14 protein-coding genes are annotated in these 18,061 nt (G+C 71.1%); 7 read left to right on the top strand and 7 right to left on the bottom strand.

Annotation, left to right across the window (positions count from 1 at the left end; genetic code table 11):
* Positions 1-44: 44 nt before the first annotated feature.
* Positions 45-473, bottom strand: coding sequence for a hypothetical protein (locus ACWFRJ_RS10500; RefSeq protein WP_453526828.1), 429 nt, complete (start codon positions 471-473; stop codon positions 45-47).
* Between the two features lie 188 nt (positions 474-661).
* On the opposite strand from ACWFRJ_RS10500, the gene ACWFRJ_RS10495 reads away from it, so the two are divergent.
* From ACWFRJ_RS10495 to ACWFRJ_RS10485, 3 genes are all read left to right on the top strand, one after another.
* Complete coding sequence (locus tag ACWFRJ_RS10495; protein WP_453526825.1) at positions 662-3,787, top strand: alpha-N-acetylglucosaminidase; 3,126 nt, start codon at positions 662-664, stop codon at positions 3,785-3,787.
* Positions 3,788-4,316: 529 nt separating this feature from the next.
* Positions 4,317-4,811 carry a tetratricopeptide repeat protein gene (locus ACWFRJ_RS10490; protein ID WP_453526822.1) on the top strand — a complete coding sequence of 165 codons (495 nt, stop codon included), beginning with the start codon at positions 4,317-4,319 and terminating at the stop codon, positions 4,809-4,811.
* Between the two features lie 42 nt (positions 4,812-4,853).
* Complete coding sequence (locus ACWFRJ_RS10485; protein WP_453526819.1) at positions 4,854-6,749, top strand: hypothetical protein; 1,896 nt, start codon at positions 4,854-4,856, stop codon at positions 6,747-6,749.
* Positions 6,750-6,909: 160 nt separating this feature from the next.
* Here ACWFRJ_RS10485 and ACWFRJ_RS10480 read toward each other — a convergent pair whose 3' ends face one another.
* The 4 genes from ACWFRJ_RS10480 to ACWFRJ_RS10465 all read right to left on the bottom strand — a co-directional run bounded on the left by ACWFRJ_RS10480 (position 6,910) and on the right by ACWFRJ_RS10465 (position 11,404).
* The gene (locus ACWFRJ_RS10480; RefSeq protein ID WP_453526816.1) at positions 6,910-7,614 is read right to left on the bottom strand and encodes a TetR/AcrR family transcriptional regulator; all 705 of its coding nucleotides are present in this window, start codon (positions 7,612-7,614) and stop codon (positions 6,910-6,912) included.
* Positions 7,615-7,679: 65 nt separating this feature from the next.
* A complete protein-coding gene (locus ACWFRJ_RS10475) occupies positions 7,680-8,750 on the bottom strand; it encodes a PDR/VanB family oxidoreductase (RefSeq protein ID WP_453526813.1) in 1,071 nt (356 codons plus the stop codon).
* A gap of 1 nt (position 8,751) precedes the next feature.
* Positions 8,752-9,657: a metal-dependent hydrolase gene (locus tag ACWFRJ_RS10470; protein WP_453526810.1), complete on the bottom strand. Its 906-nt coding sequence runs from the start codon at positions 9,655-9,657 to the stop codon at positions 8,752-8,754.
* A 100-nt stretch (positions 9,658-9,757) separates the two neighbouring features.
* On the bottom strand, positions 9,758-11,404 hold the full coding sequence (locus ACWFRJ_RS10465; protein ID WP_453526807.1) for a SpoIIE family protein phosphatase: 1,647 nt from the start codon (positions 11,402-11,404) through the stop codon (positions 9,758-9,760).
* Positions 11,405-11,866: 462 nt separating this feature from the next.
* On the opposite strand from ACWFRJ_RS10465, the gene ACWFRJ_RS10460 reads away from it, so the two are divergent.
* From ACWFRJ_RS10460 to ACWFRJ_RS10450, 3 genes are all read left to right on the top strand, one after another.
* A complete protein-coding gene (locus tag ACWFRJ_RS10460) occupies positions 11,867-13,576 on the top strand; it encodes a glycoside hydrolase family 13 protein (protein WP_453526804.1) in 1,710 nt (569 codons plus the stop codon).
* A 25-nt stretch (positions 13,577-13,601) separates the two neighbouring features.
* Complete coding sequence (locus tag ACWFRJ_RS10455) at positions 13,602-14,636, top strand: LacI family DNA-binding transcriptional regulator (RefSeq protein ID WP_453526801.1); 1,035 nt, start codon at positions 13,602-13,604, stop codon at positions 14,634-14,636.
* A gap of 75 nt (positions 14,637-14,711) precedes the next feature.
* Positions 14,712-15,611, top strand: coding sequence for a phosphatase PAP2 family protein (locus ACWFRJ_RS10450; protein ID WP_453526798.1), 900 nt, complete (start codon positions 14,712-14,714; stop codon positions 15,609-15,611).
* Between the two features lie 3 nt (positions 15,612-15,614).
* On the opposite strand, the gene ACWFRJ_RS10445 is transcribed toward ACWFRJ_RS10450, so the two are convergent.
* Positions 15,615-16,163, bottom strand: a complete 549-nt coding sequence (locus ACWFRJ_RS10445; protein ID WP_453526795.1) for a TetR/AcrR family transcriptional regulator — start codon at positions 16,161-16,163, stop codon at positions 15,615-15,617.
* A gap of 121 nt (positions 16,164-16,284) precedes the next feature.
* Between ACWFRJ_RS10445 and ACWFRJ_RS10440 the strand changes: the two genes are divergently transcribed.
* A complete protein-coding gene (locus ACWFRJ_RS10440) occupies positions 16,285-17,037 on the top strand; it encodes an alpha/beta fold hydrolase (RefSeq protein WP_453526793.1) in 753 nt (250 codons plus the stop codon).
* Here the strand turns inward: ACWFRJ_RS10440 and ACWFRJ_RS10435 are convergent.
* Positions 17,023-17,964, bottom strand: a complete 942-nt coding sequence (locus ACWFRJ_RS10435; protein ID WP_453526790.1) for a MerR family transcriptional regulator — start codon at positions 17,962-17,964, stop codon at positions 17,023-17,025. The two genes, ACWFRJ_RS10440 and ACWFRJ_RS10435, sit on opposite strands and share 15 nt — an antisense overlap.
* Positions 17,965-18,061 lie beyond the last annotated feature (97 nt).

Genomic DNA, 18,061 nt, shown 5'->3' with positions numbered 1-18,061 from the left:
GATCGGCCCAGTGCGCAGGCTGACCCCCGTGAACCGCTGCGCGGTCAGCTCGTGTGGTGACCGGAGTGGCCCGAGTGCCCCGGGCCTCCGTCCTCGTGATCCCCACCACCGCTACTCCCCGAGTGGTGCGAGGACTTCTCCACCGTCCCACCGAGCCGGCCGCGCAGCCGCATGACGACTTTCTCCTCGCCGACCGCGATCCACTTCCTCCCGACGAGGTACGTGCCGCCGTAATCGGTGGCTTCGTCGAACCATTCGGCCTGGCCACGGGCATTTGTAAAGGTTACTAGGACGTAGCGGCGGGCACCTTTGTCACAGGTGGCCTGCCGTAGTTCGGCCGCGTCCGTCTGGATGTCGGGCTTGCACCGCGCCTTGGCCGCCAGCTGCTCCAGGCTGCCGCTCGCCGTGTCCGGCGGCGCGTCGTCGCCGTCAGAGCCGCATGCCGCGAGCATCATCAGCAGTCCTACACCCATGCCCACACCCAAGCCCGTCCGCATGCGACCGCGCATGCCCTTGCTCACGCCCCCAAGCGTCCTTCGCGCTGCCTTCATCGTCCACCAGTCCCTTCAGGCGAGGTGAACTCGCCATCTCCGTATGCATCGTTGAGCGCAGGACGCCGCACGGATACCGTGCGCCGCACCATCCGACCCAGGGGGTACACATGAGCGATCCATCCCGACGTTCCGTGCTCGGCACAGCCGGGGCCGTCGGCCTCGCTGCAGCCGTCGGCGGGGTGGCGGTCCCGGCCCACGCCGCCGAGGGGCCCGTCCAGAGCCCCGCCTACGCCTTCGATACGGATTCCGCGCGCTCAGCACTCAACAGACTCCTGCCGCATCACGCGGAACAGTTCCGTCTCAGACTCGTCCCCGCGAAGGGCGGCACGGACCGTTTCCGGGTCACCGGTACGACGGGGCGGATCGAGGTGTCGGGTACGACGCCCGCCGTGCTGCTCACAGGGGTCCACTGGTATCTGAAGTACGTCTGCGGGGCCCACGTCGCCTGGAACGGCGACCAGCTCGACCTGCCGCGCAGGCTGCCCGCGCCCGCGCGCCCGCTCCAGCGCTCCACCTCGCTCCCGCACCGGTTCGCCCTGAACGACACGAACGACGGGTACACCGCGCCGCACGCCGACTGGACGTACTGGGAGCGCATGATCGACGTGCTCGCCCTGCACGGCTGCAACGAGGTCCTGGTGATCGCGGGGGCGGAGGCCGTCTACCACCGGGTGCTCCAGGACTTCGGCTACAGCGACGCCGAGGCGCGTGCGTGGCTGCCCGCGCCCTCGCACCAGGCGTGGTGGCTCCTTCAGAACCTGTCGGGGTACGGCGGGCCGCTGTCGCCCGAAGTCATCGCGGACCGGGCCGCCCTCGGGCGCAGAATCGTGGACCGGCTGCGCTCGCTCGGGATGGCGCCGGTGCTCCCCGGCTACTACGGCCACGTCCCCGACGGGTTCGTGGCACGCAACGGCGGGGACGCGAAGGTGGTGCCGCAGGGCACCTGGCACGGCTTCAAGCGCCCCGACTGGCTCGACCCGAGGACGTCCTCGTTCGGGAAGGTCGCCGCGTCCTTCTACAAGCACCAGGAGCAGCTCTTCGGAGCCGCCGACCACTTCAAGATGGACCTGCTGCACGAGGGCGGCACCGCGGGAGACGTCCCGGTGCCGGACGCGGCGCGCGGCGTCGAGGCGGCCCTGCAGAAGGCGCGCCCCGGTGCGACCTGGGTGATCCTCGGCTGGGAGGCCAACCCGCTGCCCGCGCTGCTCGATGCGATCGACCGGCGGCGGATGCTGATCGTGGACGGGGTCTCCGACCGGTTCAAGAGCGTCACCGACCGCGAGAAGGACTGGGGCGGCACGCCGTACACGTTCGGGACCATTCCGAACTTCGGCGGCCGTACGACGATCGGCGCCCGTGCGCACATCTGGAACGAGAAGTTCTTCGCCTGGCGGGACAAGGGCGGCAGCGCCCTTGTGGGCACGGCGTTCATGCCGGAGGCGACGGACCGGGACCCGGCCACCTTCGAGCTCTTCTCCGAACTGGCCTGGACGGAGGAGAAGCTCGACCTGGCGGCCTGGTTCGACGGCTACGCCCGGTTCCGCTACGGCGGGCGCGACGCCGACGCCCTGCACGCGTGGCGGGCGCTGCACGACACCGCCTATCAGCACACCGCCGTCGAGCGCAGCGACCCGCACGACTCGCTGTTCGCGGCCCGCCCCGACCTGGCGGCGAACCGCGCCGCCGAGTACTCGCCGCGTGCGCTGACCTACGACCCGGGCCGCTTCGACGCGGCGCTTACCGGTCTGCTCGGGGTCCGTGGCGCACTGCGGGACAGCGCGGCGTACCGGTACGACGTGGTGGACGTGGCCCGGCAGGCGCTCGCGCACCGGAGCCGCCAGCTGCTGCCGCAGCTTCGGGCCGCGTACCGGCAGAAGGACGCGGACACCTTCCGCGCGCTGTCCACGCTGTGGCTGAAGCTGATGCGGCTCTCGGACGAGTTGACGGCCACCAATGCGGCGTTCCTGCTCGGCCCTTGGGTCGAGTCGGCGCGGCGGATGGGGACGAACGACGCCGAGCGTGCCGAGTTCGAGCGGACCGCCAAGGTCCTGATCACGACGTGGGGCGGCCGGGCGACGTCCGACGCCGGAAACCTGCACGAGTACGGCAACCGTGAATGGGCCGGCCTGATGGCCGACTTCTATGTCCCCCGCTGGCAGAAGTGGCTCGACGAGTTGGCCGACGCGCTGGCCACTGGGCGGGCGCCGCGCGAGGTGGACTGGTTCGCGGTGGAGGAGCCGTGGACCCGGGAGCGCAAGGACTATCCGCTGCGGGGCATCGGCGACGCGTACCGGACCGCTTCACGGGTACGGGACGTGCTGGCCCGCGCGCCGTACCAGGGGTCTCTCAAGGTCGTCGCCGACCCCTCGTCGCTCCCGCCCGGCGGGCACGCACGCGTCGAGGCCGTCTTCCACAACGTCAACGGGCTTCGGGCCACGGGCCGTGTCGACTTCGAGCTGAGCGGGATCGACGCGGAGCCGTCGGGCCCGGTGTCGCTGCCGCGGGTCGCCGCGGCGGGCACGGGGAAGGTGGCGTGGACGGCGAGCGCGCCGGGAACACCGCTCGACCATCCGCTGCGGCCGCTCCCGTACGAGATCGCCGTGCGGTACGGCCCCGCGGGCGAGCGGCGGGTGCGGGCCGTGCACGAGGGGGTGCTGTTCGAGGCGGGCCCGGTGAGTTCGGGCTGGCGTAAGTACACCAACAATGCCGCTGTCTTCGGTGAGTTGGACGGCCGCTACGCGATCAACGGAGCGGGCGCGGACCTGTGGAAGGGCACGACGGAGTTCGGGACGCTGTACCGCGAGGGCGCCCTGCGCGACGGCGTCTCGGTGACGGTACGGGTCGACACCCAGGCGGTCACGGGGCCGTGGGCCAGGGCGGGCATCATCGCGCGCAACGCGATGGGCGTTGCGGGGTCGCCGGGGTTCGTCGACCTCGCGGTCACTCCGGCGAACGGCGTGGTCCTCTCGTACGACACGAACGGCGACGGCACGCTGGACACGTACAAGCGGCTCACGGGCATCAAGGCACCGGTGCTGCTGCGGCTCGGCCGGGCGGGGGATGTCCTGACGGGGTCGTGCTCGACGGACGGCGGGGCCAACTGGCGGGTGGTGGCGAGTGTCGCCGTGCCTGGGGTCGCGGGGGCGCAGGATGTGGGGCTGTTCATGAGCGCGACCAATGGGGGTGACGGGGGGCGGGGGACCGTGGAGTTCAGCGATTGGGGGGTTGGCTGAGGGGCCGGGTGCCGGTCGTGCGGGGCGGCTTCGCCTGTGGGTGCGGGGCCGCGCCGGTATGTCCGTCCTCGCCACCCGCCGGTGGGCGCGTGGATGCTTCGGTTCCGGAGTGTTGCGAACCGTGCTCCGGGCGGAAATACCGACACGTCCCCTCGCGTCTCGATGCCGACTGCGGGTGCATGGGGGCGGGTCTCCCATGGCTGGGGTGCGTCACACGTTGTCCACCGAGCCTGCCACCCCGCCCGTACGGATGGCTCAGCGCTGCCGCTCCACGCGTTCCCGCCACCCGCGCCGTGGCATCCGCGCTCTCCCACCCGCCCCCAGACCACCAGCGCTCGTGGCGCCCGCGGCTTTCCCCCCCACCTCTACTGCTGTACGCGCCCCCGCCCTTCTCCCACCCCTGACAACGCGGGGCAATCGGGCGGGTGGGTGGGAGAGCTTGTTCGTTCAGGGGGGATGCGGGGTGCCGGGCTGGTGGGTGGGGGAAAAGCCTTGTTCTGCTGGTGGCACGCCGTGCGAAAGTGTGGCCATGGATATTGCGTGGGAGCGTCGGCTGGCTGAAGCGTGGGGCACGGTTGAGGCGTACGACGATGAGCGGGGCGGAGAGTTCCGGGACGTCATCGACGCCCTCGTCGACGAGTTGCCCGACGGCAGTCCCCTCGCCCCCTTCGAGCGAGCCTGCGCGTTCGACTCCACGGGGCACTCGGACCGCGCCGTACCCCTGTACAAGGAGGCGCTGGAGCGAGGCCTCGACGGATATCGGCGGCGCCGCACCCTCATCCAGCTCTCCAGCTCACTGCGGAACATCGGAAAGCCGGAAGAAGGCGTAGCACTTCTCACGCCCGAACTGGAAGCCCCGCACGACGAACTGGACGACGCGGTCCGCGCGACCCTCGCCCTCTGTTACGCCAGTCTCGGACGTGAGCGTGAAGGTCTGGCCTTGGTTCTGGGCGCCCTCGCTCCCCATCTGCCTCGCTATCAGCGGTCCATGGGCAACTACGCGCGACAGCTCACCGAGAGGTGACCATCCGACGATTCGCTCGTTTTGCTGAACGTGTCGTCGAATGTGAAGTCCCCCTCCCCGTCCCGGGATCTCTCCGGTGCCGTCGATGTCGAGCAGGCCGAGGCCGCCCTCGTAGAGCACTATCCGCGCCTGGTGCGGCTCGCCTATCTGGTCCTGCCGCCCAGCCTCGGGCGCAACCGGAGGGTCCTGACCGCCCACGCGCTGACCCAGCGTGCGCTCCCCCGCAGCCGCAGGTCCGGCGATGACGAGGCCATTCCGCTCCAGCGTGCGGGGGACGCACGGGGCGGCGATCCCGGGTACGCCTACGTACGGCTGCGCGTCCTGCGCACCGCGCTCGACGCCGGGCTGCCGCTCCGGCGCGGCGCATGGCCCAAGCGCTCGCAGCTTCCGCCGCTGCTGCCGCAGGTGTGGGGCCTGAGGCTCTTCCCCCGGTCAGGCGGCGCCGACGAACTCGCCCTGGATCAGAGGCTGTCGGCGCTCTCGGGCCCCGCACGCGCCGCGTACGTCCTGCGCGGTCTCGAGCGGCTCCCCGACAGTGACGTACTCAAGGTGCTCGCCGCTGTCGGAGTCGAGCAGCCGGGTGCGGCGCTGAACGAGTCGGACACCGTGGACGCGGCGTTCGACCTGCTCAAGTCCCCCGAGTTCGACCCCTGCTCGCTGCAGGCGCGGCCCACCGATCTGATGCGCCGCAGGCAGCACATGAAGGCCGCGGGCGTCGCGCTCGTGGCCCTCCTGGTGTGCGGGGCGCTGCTCGGGCTTCCGGGCGGCGGGTGGGGGCCCGACGGTGCCGCCGCGCCCTCCTACGCGCAGAACCCGGCCGGGCAGGCGGCGCTCGACCCGGGGCAGCTGACGAAGGTCGCGGCCGGCACGTGGAAGAGCTCCGCCCGTGCCGACTTCTCCGTGTGGCCCGCCAGGGGCGCGCTCGTCGGTGACGAGGCTCTGCTGCGGCGGGCCCTGGCCGTGTGGGCACGCCCCGGCGAGTCGGTGCAGGTCTCCGCCACGCCCGGCACGGCTGCGGGCGCTCCTCCCGGGCCCGCTCAACTGCTCTTCGCGGGCGAGGTCGACGCGGCGAAGGTCGTGCTCCTGTACGACGGACTGCGCATCGTGCGGTACGCCGAGCCCAAGGACGACACCAGCGGAGCCGCACTCGACTTCGCCCGCGTGGACGGCGCGACGAGCGCCGAGGCGAGCGCCGTGGTGGTGAACCGGGTCGACGGCAACGTGCGGTACCTGACCGCGCCTTGGGTGGACGGTGTCGCCGTACGTGATCTGCTGAAGCCGCAGGGGAACACCGAGGCCCTCAAGCGCGACGGCGAGGGCGTGACCGAGCCGTTCGCCAGTCCGGCGCAGGCCCGCTCGTGCACGTCCTGGGACGCGCTGCAACTACGCGACAACACCGGCGTGAACCGGCTCTCCACCGACCTCGGCGAACTCGTCCCCGCCCATCTCACCGCGGGCCGCCCGCAGGCCCCTCGTGAGGCCACCGCCGCGAACTGGTCGTCCACGGCCTGCTCGCTCACCGACGCGCGCTCGAACGGCGTGCGCTCCGTGAACTCCTGGCAGTACGCCCGTCAGGTGCTGCCCGAGGCGAACGGCGCGGCGGCCTGGATCTGCACCCGGGCCGACACCTGGCGGGGCGACGGAGGCCGGGCCCTCGCGCAGTTCCAGGCGGCGGGCGCGGCGGCCGTCGCGGCGAAGGCGGAGGACTCCGCGGCGTGCGGAGGCCGTAAGCCGTCGGTGCTCGCGGGAGTGCGGTGGAAGTCCCGGGCCGGTACCTGGTACCTGCTGGGCGGCGGCAGCAAGGACGTCGTCTCGATCGGGGCCGCCGGAGGGTCCCCGACTCCGGGCAACACCCTGAGCGCGCCCCTGGAGCGGGGCGCCCGCGCCGGGCTCACCGGGCGGCTCGCGAATGGCAAGAAGGTGTCGACGCTGCGTTGAGCGCCGTCAGGCGTCGGACGGGACCGCGCCGCGCAGGTCCCTCTCCAGGAGCGTCACCCCGTACGTGCTCCCGTCCGCCGCCAGTACTCCCGCAGGCGCGGGCCGGACGACACGCGGTCCAGGCGGCAGCCGTCCCGGCGCGCCTCGACTCTCGCGTGGGTCAACTGCTCTGCTCCTGCGGTACCAGTTCGATCAGGCGGGTGATCAGCTCGGTGAACGGGCCCTCCGGTGGCTCCGCGGCGAGGATGCGGCGCAGGATCGCGGCCATCTCCTCGTCGTACGCGGCGCTGACCGCGGAGAGCGCCGCGAAGTCGTGCACCAGTTGCAGTTCGAGCTCGACACGCGGAATGCGGCGTCCGTCGAGCCAGATGAGCGCCGTGGACTCGGCGAGCGAGATCCAGGAGCGGATCACCAATTCGAGCCTGGCCGGCGGGTCCGTGACGTCCAGGTGCGCGAGGATCTGGACGTACGCCGCCTGCCGCACCGAGTCGATCAGCGCGTTGGTGGTGGACGAGCCGACGGCGGGGCCGCCGCGCATCAGCGCGGAGAAGCCGGGGCCATGGCCGTCCACGAAGTCCAGGAAGCGGCCCATCACGCGCAGCAGGCGCGCCCCGAGCGGGCCTTCCCTCGGCTCCACGAAGCGGTCGGCCAGGTCGTCGGCGGCCCGTTGCAGTGCCGCTTCGTACAGGCTGAGCTTTCCCGGGAAGTAGTGGTAGACCAGCGGGCGCGAGATGCCCGCGGCCGCTGCTATCTCGTCGATGGACACGTCGTCTGGCGAGCGGTGGCTGAACAGGTCGAGCGCGACCCCGATCAACTGCTGCCGCCGCTCCTCGACACCCATTCTGCGGCGCACCCCGGTAGTCATGCGAACACCTTACCGAGCAGATCCGGCCGTCCAAGGGGCCGGTGGACCCCAACTGTTCACACCTCTCACATGTCGAGCACGATTCGACCGCCGTTCGCCCTGGACACACAGATCAGCATCGAGTCGGCACGCTCGGCATCCGTGAGCAGTTCGTCCCGGTGGTCGATCTCCCCTTCCAGGACCCGCTGTTGGCAGGTTCCGCAGAAACCCTGCTCGCAGGAGTAAGCGGTATTGGGCAGCTCCGCGCGCACCGCGGAGAGGACGGTGGTGTCGGCGGCCACGGAGAGAATCCGCCCGCTGCGGCGCAGTTCCACCTCGAAGGTGCCGTTGCCGTCCGTCGACGTGTGGGGCGTGAAACGCTCCAGGTGCAGGTCCGCTCCTGCGGGCAGCGTCGCCGCCACCGCCTCCATCAGACCCTCGGGGCCGCAGACGTGGACCGCGGTGGAGGGGGTCAGGTCCGCGAGGAAGGCGGCGAGGTCCGGGCGGCCTCCCTCGTCCTGTGCGACGACCGTGAGCCGCCCCGCCCTCGTGCCCGCCAGTTTCTCCACGTCCTCCAGGAACGGCATCGAGGCTCGGGAGCGCCCCCCGTACAGCAGCCGCCACTCGCGGCCCGCGGCCTCGACCGCCCGCAGCATGGGCAGGATCGGGGTGATGCCGATGCCGCCCGCCACGAAGACGTACACCTCGGCGTCGGCCAGCGGGAAGCGGTTGCGCGGGCCGCGCACCTCCACCTCGGCCCCCACCCGAAGCTGCTCGTGCACCTCGCGCGAACCGCCGCGCCCGCCCTGCTCCGCGCCGATCAGACGGGTCGCGACGGTGTACGAGGAGGTGTCCTCGGGGTCGCCGCACAGCGAGTACTGGCGGACGAGGCCCGAGGGCAGGACCAGGTCCAGATGTGCGCCGGGCTCCCAGGCGGGCAAGTTCTCGCCCTCCAGGCGCAGTTGTACGACGCCGTCGGCGACCGTCTCGTGCCGGGTGACGGCCAGGCGCAGGGCGCGCGAGCGCGGGCGGCCCGAAACCGGTTCCTCCAGGGCGGGCAGCGGCCAGAGCGGCGATGCGTCGATGCGGCGCCGCATGGCCCGCTTGGCGAGCAGGGCCGCGCCCGTGACGAGCAGGACGGTGCGGATGCGGGGCATGTCAGTGCGCCCCCTTCGGCAGCGATTCCGTCGCGGTCTCGGCGGCGGTGGCCGCCGGGGAGGAGGCGAGGTAGGCGGCGGCCTGTGCGGTGCTGCCCTCGTGGGAGGGGTGGTAGGCGCGGCTCAGATAGCGGGGGATGGAGCGGAGCATGTCCGGCGTCGTGGGCAGCGTGCCCTTCTTTCCGCCCTGGTAGAAGTCCTTGAAGGACGCCTTGCCGCCGGTCAGCGTCGGATCGTTCTCCATGAAGAAGCGCGCGCCGCGCTGCCAGAGGAAGACCAGGGCGCTGAAGGCGGTGGCCCAGGTGCGGGCGCGGCGGCGGTAGCTGCCGTCGACGTGCATGAAGAGCTCGAAGGCGACGGAGCGGTGCTCGACCTCTTCCGCGCCGTGCCAGCGCAGCAGGTCGAGCATCGTCGGGTCGGCGCCCCTGCGGTCGAGCTCGTCCGCGTTCAGGACCCAGTTGCCGAGGAAGGCGGTGTAGTGCTCGATGGCCGCGATCATCGCGACACGCTCCATGAGCCACCACTTGCGGGCCTTGCCGGGCGGCAGCGTCCTGTCGCCGAGCATCTTCTCGAAGAGCCAGTCGACCTGGGCGGTGTAGGGCGTGGGGTCCAGGCCCTGCTCCTTGAGGTGCGGCAGGACCTCGTCGTGGGCCTGCGCGTGCATGGCCTCCTGGCCGATGAAGCCGATCACGTCCTCGCGGAGCCGGTCGTCACGGATGTACGGCAGTACCTGCTTGTACACGTGGACGAACCAGCGCTCGCCCGCCGGGAGAAGCAGGTGCAGCACGTTGATCGTGTGCGTGGCGAAGGGATCACCCGGCACCCAGTGGAGCGGGGTGTCCTCCCAGGAGAAGGAGACTTTGCGTGCCTTGAGCGGTATGTGCTCGGACGCGGCCGTATTAGACATGGCGTCAATGTACTGACGGGTAAGCCTGTGGGTACAGGTGTGTGCGGCTGTTTCTTTCAGCCCGTCCTGCCCTACGCTTCAGCCCGTCCCGCCCCGCGCTTCAGCCCGTCCTGCGCAGTGCGAGCATCGCGATGTCGTCCTCCCGTTCGTGCCCGAAGCAGGTGAGGAGCGTGTCGCACAGGTCGGCGACGCCCCGCGGCGCGCCCAGGGCCGCGACCCGCAGCTGCTCCATCGACACCGCGAGATCCGTGCCGCGCGTCTCGATGAGCCCGTCCGTGACCATCAGCAGGCGATCGCTCCGCTCGAGGACCACCTCGCTCGGTCGCGGCCTCTCCAGACCGAGCCCCATGAGCGGCCCGCGCGCGTCGACGTACGCGGACGTGCCCTCGTCGCGCACCACGAGCGGCGGGATGTGGCCCGCGTTGGCGATCCGGGTGCGCCCGGTGGCCGGGTCGACCAGGGTCAGGCACATCGTGGCCGTCACGCCCGGGTGGTAGTGCTGCAGCATCCGGTCGAGGCGCAGCGCGAGCACGCGGGGGTCGGGGTTCTCGACGCAGTACGCGCGCAGGGCGTGCCGGATCTCGACCATCACCGTGGCCGCGTCGAGCGAGTGTCCGACGACATCGCCGATGCCGGTCAGGACACCGGCGGGGGTGGGGAGCGCCGCGTAGAAGTCCCCGCCGATCTCCGCCTGGCGCGACGCCGGTTCGTAGCGGACGACGACATCCGTGCCGGGCAGTACGGGCAACTGCGAGGGCAGGAAGCTGCGTTGCAGGGTGAGTGCGATGTGGCGCTCCTCCTCGTACATCAGCAGGGGCTCGGCGGCCAGCGCGGTGGCGTGGGCGAGGCGCTCGACGAGGTGCCCCGTCTCGCCGGTGGGGCCTTCCTGGTACGCGGGTGTCGCGAGGCACACCAGCGTGCGCCCCTCGCGCAGGCGGGCCAGGACGAGGCCCGCCTCCTCAAGGGCCCTGTCGCGCCACTGTCCGTCGGGCCGCGCCGGGCGGAAGAACCCCGCCGGCCACAGCGGAGCCGGTACGACCGTGGTGCGCACGCCCGTACGTCCCGACATGACGCGGCGCATCAGCCGGGCCACCGCCTCGTGCGCCCCGGGGTCCGGCAGCGAAGCGCGGGCTCTGCGCCGCGAGAGCCCCCGGTGGATCTCGCCGCCCTCGCCAAGGACGAACACCGCGGCGGGACTGTCGGTCAGCCGCGCGGTCCCCATGGCCCCCGCGTCGGCAAGCTCGTCGAGGCAGCGCGCCGACTGCACGTCGAGGATCGCCCCGGCGAGCAGCGCGAGCCGTCCGACGCGCAGCTGGGCGTCACTGCGGCCACGTGCGCCGCGCGCGGCGGCCCGTACGACCGCCTGGATCTCCTCCGGTTCGGCGGGCACCGTCAGATAGGACTCGCCTCCCGCGTCGAGCCCCCTGCACCGGTCGGCGGGCGGGCGGGCCGCCGCCGAGAAGTGGACGACGGGCAGGGCGGCGATGGGGGGCAGCTGCTTCATGCGGCGGCAGAGTTCGTAGCCGCTCATGTCCGGCAGGCCGACGTCCACGAGCGCCACGTCCGGCAGGTCCCCCGCCCGCATCCGTACGTCGAGTTCGATCAGCGCCTCGCTCGCGCTCGCGGCGAGCAGCACACGGTGTCCCGCCCTGCGCAGTACCGCGCTCAGCGCGTACCTGCTGGCGGGCACGTCGTCGACCACCAGGACCGTGCTGACCGTGACCACCTGCTTGCCCTTGACGCTCACGCGGGACCCCTCGGCGCGGAACGGGCAGGCCGACTGGTGCCTGCCTCATCAAGTTAGCGCCCTGCCGCTCACCCCGGGAGAAGACGGCGGCAGCACGACCCGGAACGGTAAAGCTCTCCGAACTCGCCGCGTTCGCCACCTGCTTGCCCGTACAATCCCTTGATTCGGCCTGTACGGAGAACGCACTCGGCACGTCCGTGACCTGCTGCTTCGATTCCTGGGAAGTGCCGTCGAGGGCGACGGCACGAGCTCCGAGCACCGCACGGCGACGGCCCCCGGCGTCTCCTGCCTCCCGGCAGCGGGAGAGACGGCGTCCGCCGCGCCTCGTCCGGCTTACGGAGGGCGGAGGCGGGCCCGGTCGCACGAATCCTCGGCAGATCGCGGTACGCGGTCTTCGTGACCTTCGCCTCGCGCGGGGCGTTCACCCCAGTGCCGCACATCCCCCGACCACTGAGGGACTTCATGACCCAGTACGTCACCGCCGCCCCTGCCGCCGACACCTCGTCCGACGACTCCGCGCGCCGCGAGTGGTGGCGCGACGCCGTCATCTACCAGGTCTATCCGCGCAGCTTCGCCGACCAGAACGGCGACGGCATGGGCGACCTGCCGGGCGTCACGGCCCGCCTCCCCCACCTGAGGCGGCTCGGCGTGGATGCCGTCTGGCTCTCCCCCTTCTACGCGTCCCCGCAGGCCGACGCCGGGTACGACGTGGCCGACTACCGCGCGGTCGACCCGATGTTCGGCACCTTGCCGGACGCCACCGACCTCGTACGAGAAGCCCACGCGCTCGGCCTTCGCGTGATCGTCGACGTGGTGCCCAACCACTGCTCGGACCAGCACGAGTGGTTCGAGCGGGCGCTGCGCGAGGGCCCGGGGTCGGCGCCGCGCGAACGCTTCCACTTCCGGCCGGGGAAGGGCGCGGACGGCGAACTGCCGCCCAACGACTGGGAGTCCATTTTCGGCGGCCCGGCCTGGACGCGGGTCGCGGACGGGCAGTGGTATCTCCATCTCTTCGCACCCGAGCAGCCCGACTTCAACTGGGAACACCCGGCGGTGCACGAGGAGTTCCGCTCCATCCTGCGCTTCTGGCTCGACCTCGGCGTCGACGGCTTCCGCATCGACGTGGCGCACGGCCTGGTCAAGGCGGCGAACCTGCCCGACATCGGCCACGTGGAGCAGGTGAGGCTGCTCGGCAAGCAGGCCGTCCCCTACTTCGACCAGGACGGCGTGCACGACATCTACCGCAGCTGGCGGCGGATCCTCCAGGAGTACGCGGGCGAGCGGATCGCCGTCGCCGAGGCGTGGACGCCCACGGTGGAGCGCAGCGCGCGGTATCTGCGCCCGGACGAGCTGCACCAGGCGTTCAACTTCGAGTATCTGACGACCGGTTGGGACGCGGACGCCCTGCGTGCCGTCATCGACCGCTCCCTGACCGCGATGAACGCCGTTGAGGCGCCCGCCACATGGGTGCTCTCCAACCACGACGTCGTACGCCACCGCACCCGCTTCGCCGACGGCGACGCGGCGCGCGGCCTGCGCCGGGCGAAGGCGGCCACCCTGCTGATGCTGGCGCTGCCCGGATCGGCGTACATCTACCAGGGCGAGGAGCTGGGCCTGCCCGAGGTGACCGAGCTGCCGGACGAGGTGCGCCAGGATCCGGCGTTCTTCCGCAGCACCGGGCAGGACGGGACGCGGGACGGGTGCAGGGTGCCGCTGCCGTGGTCAGGACAGCGGGCGCCGTTCGGCTTCGGACCGGTCGAGGGCGGCCCGAGCTGGCTGCCGCAGCCCGCGGGGTGGAAGGACCTCACGGTCGAGGCCCAGGAGGGCGACCCCGCGTCGACCCTGGAGTTCTACCGTCGCGCGCTCTCCGTGCGCCGCGAGCACCCGGCGCTCGGCGCGGGCCGCGACGTGGAATGGCTCGACGCTCCTCAGGGCGTGCTGACGTTCCGCCGCGCCACGGCGGGGGGCACGTTCGTCTGCACGGTGAACCTCAACTCCGCACCCGTCACGGTCCCCACCCCCGGCACCGTGCTCCTGTCCAGCGCGGAGGCGGGCACGGAGGCGGGCGCGGAGGCGGGCACGGAGGCGGGCACGGAGGCGGGCGCGGACACGACGTCCGGCGCCACCGGGACGAACCTCCCGGCAGATTCAACCGTCTGGTGGGCAGCCTGAGATGTGACCGGTACAGTCCAATCCTGTGACCGCGCGACTGGCCGACATCGCAGCGCAGGCGGGGGTCAGCGAAGCGACGGTCAGCCGAGTGCTCAACGGCAAGCCCGGCGTCGCCGGGGCCACCCGCCAGTCGGTGCTTGCCGCACTCGACGTACTGGGCTACGAACGCCCGGTGCGGCTTCGCCGGCGCAGCGCGGGCCTGATCGGGCTGATCACGCCGGAGCTGGAGAACCCGATATTCCCCGCGCTCGCCCAGGTCATCGGGCAGGCCCTGACCCGGCAGGGGTATACGCCGGTCCTCGCCACCCAGACGCCGGGCGGCTCCACGGAGGACGAGCTGACGGAGATGCTGGTGGACCGCGGCGTCTCCGGCATCATCTTCGTCTCGGGCCTGCACGCGGACACCTCCGCCGACATGCAGCGCTATGAGCAGCTGCGCGCGCAGGGCGTGCCGTTCGTGCTCGTCGACGGCTTCTCCCCCAAGGTGCAGGCGCCCTTCATCTCACCCGACGACCGGGCGGCGATGCGCCTCGCGGTCACCCACCTGGTCTCCCTGGGTCATACCCGGATCGGTCTCGCACTGGGCCCCAAGCGGTTCGTGCCCGTACAGCGAAAGATCGAGGGCTTCGTACGCACGCTGCAGGACCTCCTTTCACTGACTCCGGAGGAGATCGAGGCGGACCTGGTCCAGCATTCGCTGTACACCCTGGAGGGCGGGCAGGCCGCGGCGTCCGCACTGATGGACCGCGGCTGCACGGCCATCGTGTGCGCGAGCGACATGATGGCCCTGGGGGCGATACGGACGGCGCGTGAGCGCGGATGCGAGGTACCCGACGACATCTCGGTGGTGGGATTCGACGACTCCCCCCTGATCGCATTCACAGATCCGCCCCTGACCACGGTGCGTAAACCCGTGCCCTCGATGGGGCAGGCGGCGGTACGTACGCTCCTCGAGGAGATCGGCGGCACGCCCGCCCCGCACAGCGAATTCGTCTTCATGCCGGAGCTGGTGGTTCGGGGTTCAACAGCTTCTTCCCCTCGGGGATGCACTCGTCCGTAGGGCGTAGAGAATGCGGCCTGAACCAGACCTTGGGATGATCGGGCGGAACGCCGGTATCTGGCAGACTCTGTGCCTATGGGTGAGATGACTGTGACCACACTGGAAGGCCAGCAGCGGCCCACCGCATCACCCATCGCGGGCGAGCAGGATGACCGCAATGGGCGCAATCTCCTGCGTCGCCTTCGCGCGCCACGCCGCCCTCGGCTCTGGTTCGAGATCCTGCTGATCGCGGTCAGTTACTGGACGTACTCCCTGATCCGCAACGCGGTGCCGGAACAGAAGTCGCAGGCCCTGCACAACGCCGACTGGCTCTGGAAGGTCGAGCAGCACCTCGGGATCGCCGTGGAGCAGAGCGTCAACCACGCGGTGAACTCCGTGACTTGGCTGATCGTCGGGATGAACTACTACTACGCGACACTGCACTTCGTGGTGACGCTCGGCGTCCTGATCTGGCTGTTCCGCAAGCATCCGGGACGCTACGCGGCGACACGCACGGCACTCTTCGCGACGACGGCCGTGGCCCTGCTCGGCTACTACCTGTACCCCCTCGCTCCCCCGCGCCTGATGAACGGCCACGACTTCATCGACACGGTCCTGGTCCACCAGACCTGGGGCTCCATGGCCTCCGGCGACCTCAAGCACATGTCGAACCAGTACGCGGCGATGCCGTCGATGCACATCGGCTGGTCCCTGTGGTGCGGCCTGACGATCTTCGCCCTGGCCTCGGTGCCGTGGGTGAAGGTGCTCGGCCTGCTCTACCCCACGGCGACACTGATCGTGATCGTCGCCACCGCCAACCACTTCTGGCTCGACGCGGTGGGCGGCATGATCTGCCTGGCGTTCGGGTTCGCGGTGGCGCGGCTCTGGTACGGGGCGATGCCGTACCGGCTGGCACGTGAGGTGGCGGTGCGGGAGGAGAAGACTCCGCTCCGGCGAACGACTCCCCGGGTCGCGCGCGACGCGGGGACCGAGTGACGCCTACGGGGCAGGGCTTGGCGTGAGGCCCGCCTGGAGGATGCGGAGGTAGGCGTCGGTCGCGGCGGGTCGCCGGTCCGCCGGGTGCTCGTTGACGGCGTGGATCAGTCCGCACAGGAGCTTCAGCAGGTTCTCGCCGGTGAGCGCGGGCTCCGGGTGGATGCGTGCGAGCAGGCGGGACGCGGCTGCGCCCAGTTCGCCCTTGGCCTGGCGCAGGGAGTCCGTCTCGTCGGTCTCGGTGATCAGGATGTCGATGAGGCCGGGCTGGGCGAGGGCCGCCGAGAGTGCGGCGTGGAGGAACCCGATGAGGGCCTGGACGGGCTCCGGCCGCTGCTCCGCCTCGGTCGCCACGCCCACGAGGGCGCGTACCGAGTCCTCCAGGATGGCCTCCAGCATCGCCCGCTGGGTCGGGAAGAGCCGGTAGACCGTCCCGACCCCTACGCCGGACCGGTGTGCGAGCTCGTTGAGGGTGAGCGTGATCTCCCCTGCCGTGACGGCGCTGTGGGCCTCGTCGAAGATCCGCTGCCTGTTCCGTACGGCGTCGGCCCTCATTCTTCCTCCCTCACGTTCTCTTCCTCGTCCCTCACGATGCTAGGTGGATAGGTTATCAGGTTGGTGTTACGGTGAAGTGGATAGCTAATCCACTTCACCGTCCACCGTAGCGGGAGCAGCCATGACCGTCGTATTCGTGCACGGAGTGCCGGAGACACCGACCATCTGGAACGACATCCGGCAACGGATCGAGCAGCCCACCGTGGCCCTCCGGCTGCCCGGCTTCGGCAGCCCCCGCCCGGCCCACGTGCGGGACAAGGAGACGTACGCGGCCTGGCTCGCCGACGAACTGCGCGCCGTTGAGGGGCCGGTTGACGTCGTCGGCCACGACTGGGGCGCCCACCTCGTGATGCGGGTCGTCTCCGCCTACGACGTGCCGGTACGCAGCTGGGTGTCCGACGTCGCCCACGGCTGGCACCCCGACTACCAGTGGCACGAGGCGGCCACCTACTGGCAGAAGAGCCCGGAGGGCGAGGAGTCGCTCGCCGGACTGCGCACGTCACCCACGAGCAGCGGCCCCACCTTCGGCGACCTCCTGCGCCCACGGGGTCTGGGAGCCGAACTCGCGAAGGAGATCGACGAGGTCCACGACGAGGAGATGAGCGCCGCCATCCTGGCGCTCTACCGCTCGGCCTGGCCCAACTTCCACGCCGACTGGGGCAAGGACTTCGACCGCCCCGCCGCCGCTCCGGGACTGATACTGGCGCCGACCGGCGACCCCATGGCGCAGCCCGCGCAGGACCGGGACATGGCCGAACGGCTCGGGGCCGAGCTGACGGAACTGGACGGCCTCACCCACTACTGGATGCTCCAGGACCCTGAGCGGGGAGCGGAGGTGCTGCGGCGCTTCTGGCGCGTTCTAGGAAGCGGGTGACTCGCGGGCGTCGAGCTCTTCGGCCAATTCCATGCAGCGCAGGCGGGCCGGGGAGAGGTCGTAGGGCATCTTGCCGGTGGCTTCGAACGCACTCATGGTGTCTTGCCCCCTGCCCGAGCTTCGGCCGGCCTCGTCCTCGCCCTCATCAGCGGTAGTGGGGTGTAGGGCGTCCCAGGAGTCGAAGAGCGCGTCGTCGCTCTCCGCCAGGCCGGAGTCCTCGATGACGGCGTGCAGCGCCTTTTCGAAGGCGTGCCGTTCGCCAGCCACCTGGGCCACGCGGGGGTCGTCGACAGCGACCTCGTCATCGAGTGCGTCCTCGGCGGCATCAGCACGGTCGGAGTCCTCCCGCAGATCCGGGTGGGTGGCCAGGGCGATGAAACGGTTGGCGTGGACGGCCGCACCGAGTGGGCCGAAGATCCGCTCGATGACCAGCAGACTGTCCAGGTCCGCCTGGCGCAGGGAGCCCTCGGGAAGGCTCTTGAGGCGGCTGGTGACGAAGTCGGAGAGCAGACCCATCCGGCTGCCCTCGGTACGCATGCGCTGCACGGCAGTCCGTTGCCGCCGCAGTTCTGCTTCCTGGGCGACGAGGGTTTCCTCCAGCCGTTCCAGGATGCTCGCGATGCCGTCGCCGCTGTCGTCGCCGTCGTCGCTGTCGTCGCTGTCGTCGCTGTCGGCACCGGCAAAAGCCGTGTCGGCGAAGGCGTCACGGATGTCGTCCAGGGCGATCCCGGCGTCGGCCATCTTGCGGATCCACAGCAGCCGGATCATGTCTTCGTAGCCGTAGCGGCGGCGGTCGTCGCCGCCCCGCACGGGCTCGGGGAGCAGGCCGATCTCGTGGTAGTGACGAATCGCCCGCGGCGTGGTGCCGACGAAGGCCGCCGCGTCACCGATCTTGACCTGGCGCGGCGGGATGAAGGACGAATGCATGAGCAGGGGCCTTCCTCAGTGGGGCGGGAGTGGGGCGGGACGTGAGTCCACCGGACCACATGCCGCTACGGAAGGTGCAACCCGAGGCACTCCGCCC

The sequence above is a fragment of the Streptomyces sp. NPDC055239 genome (assembly GCF_053606205.1).
Note: the sequence above shows the minus strand (reverse complement) of the source record. Positions and strands in the feature narration are given on the sequence as shown.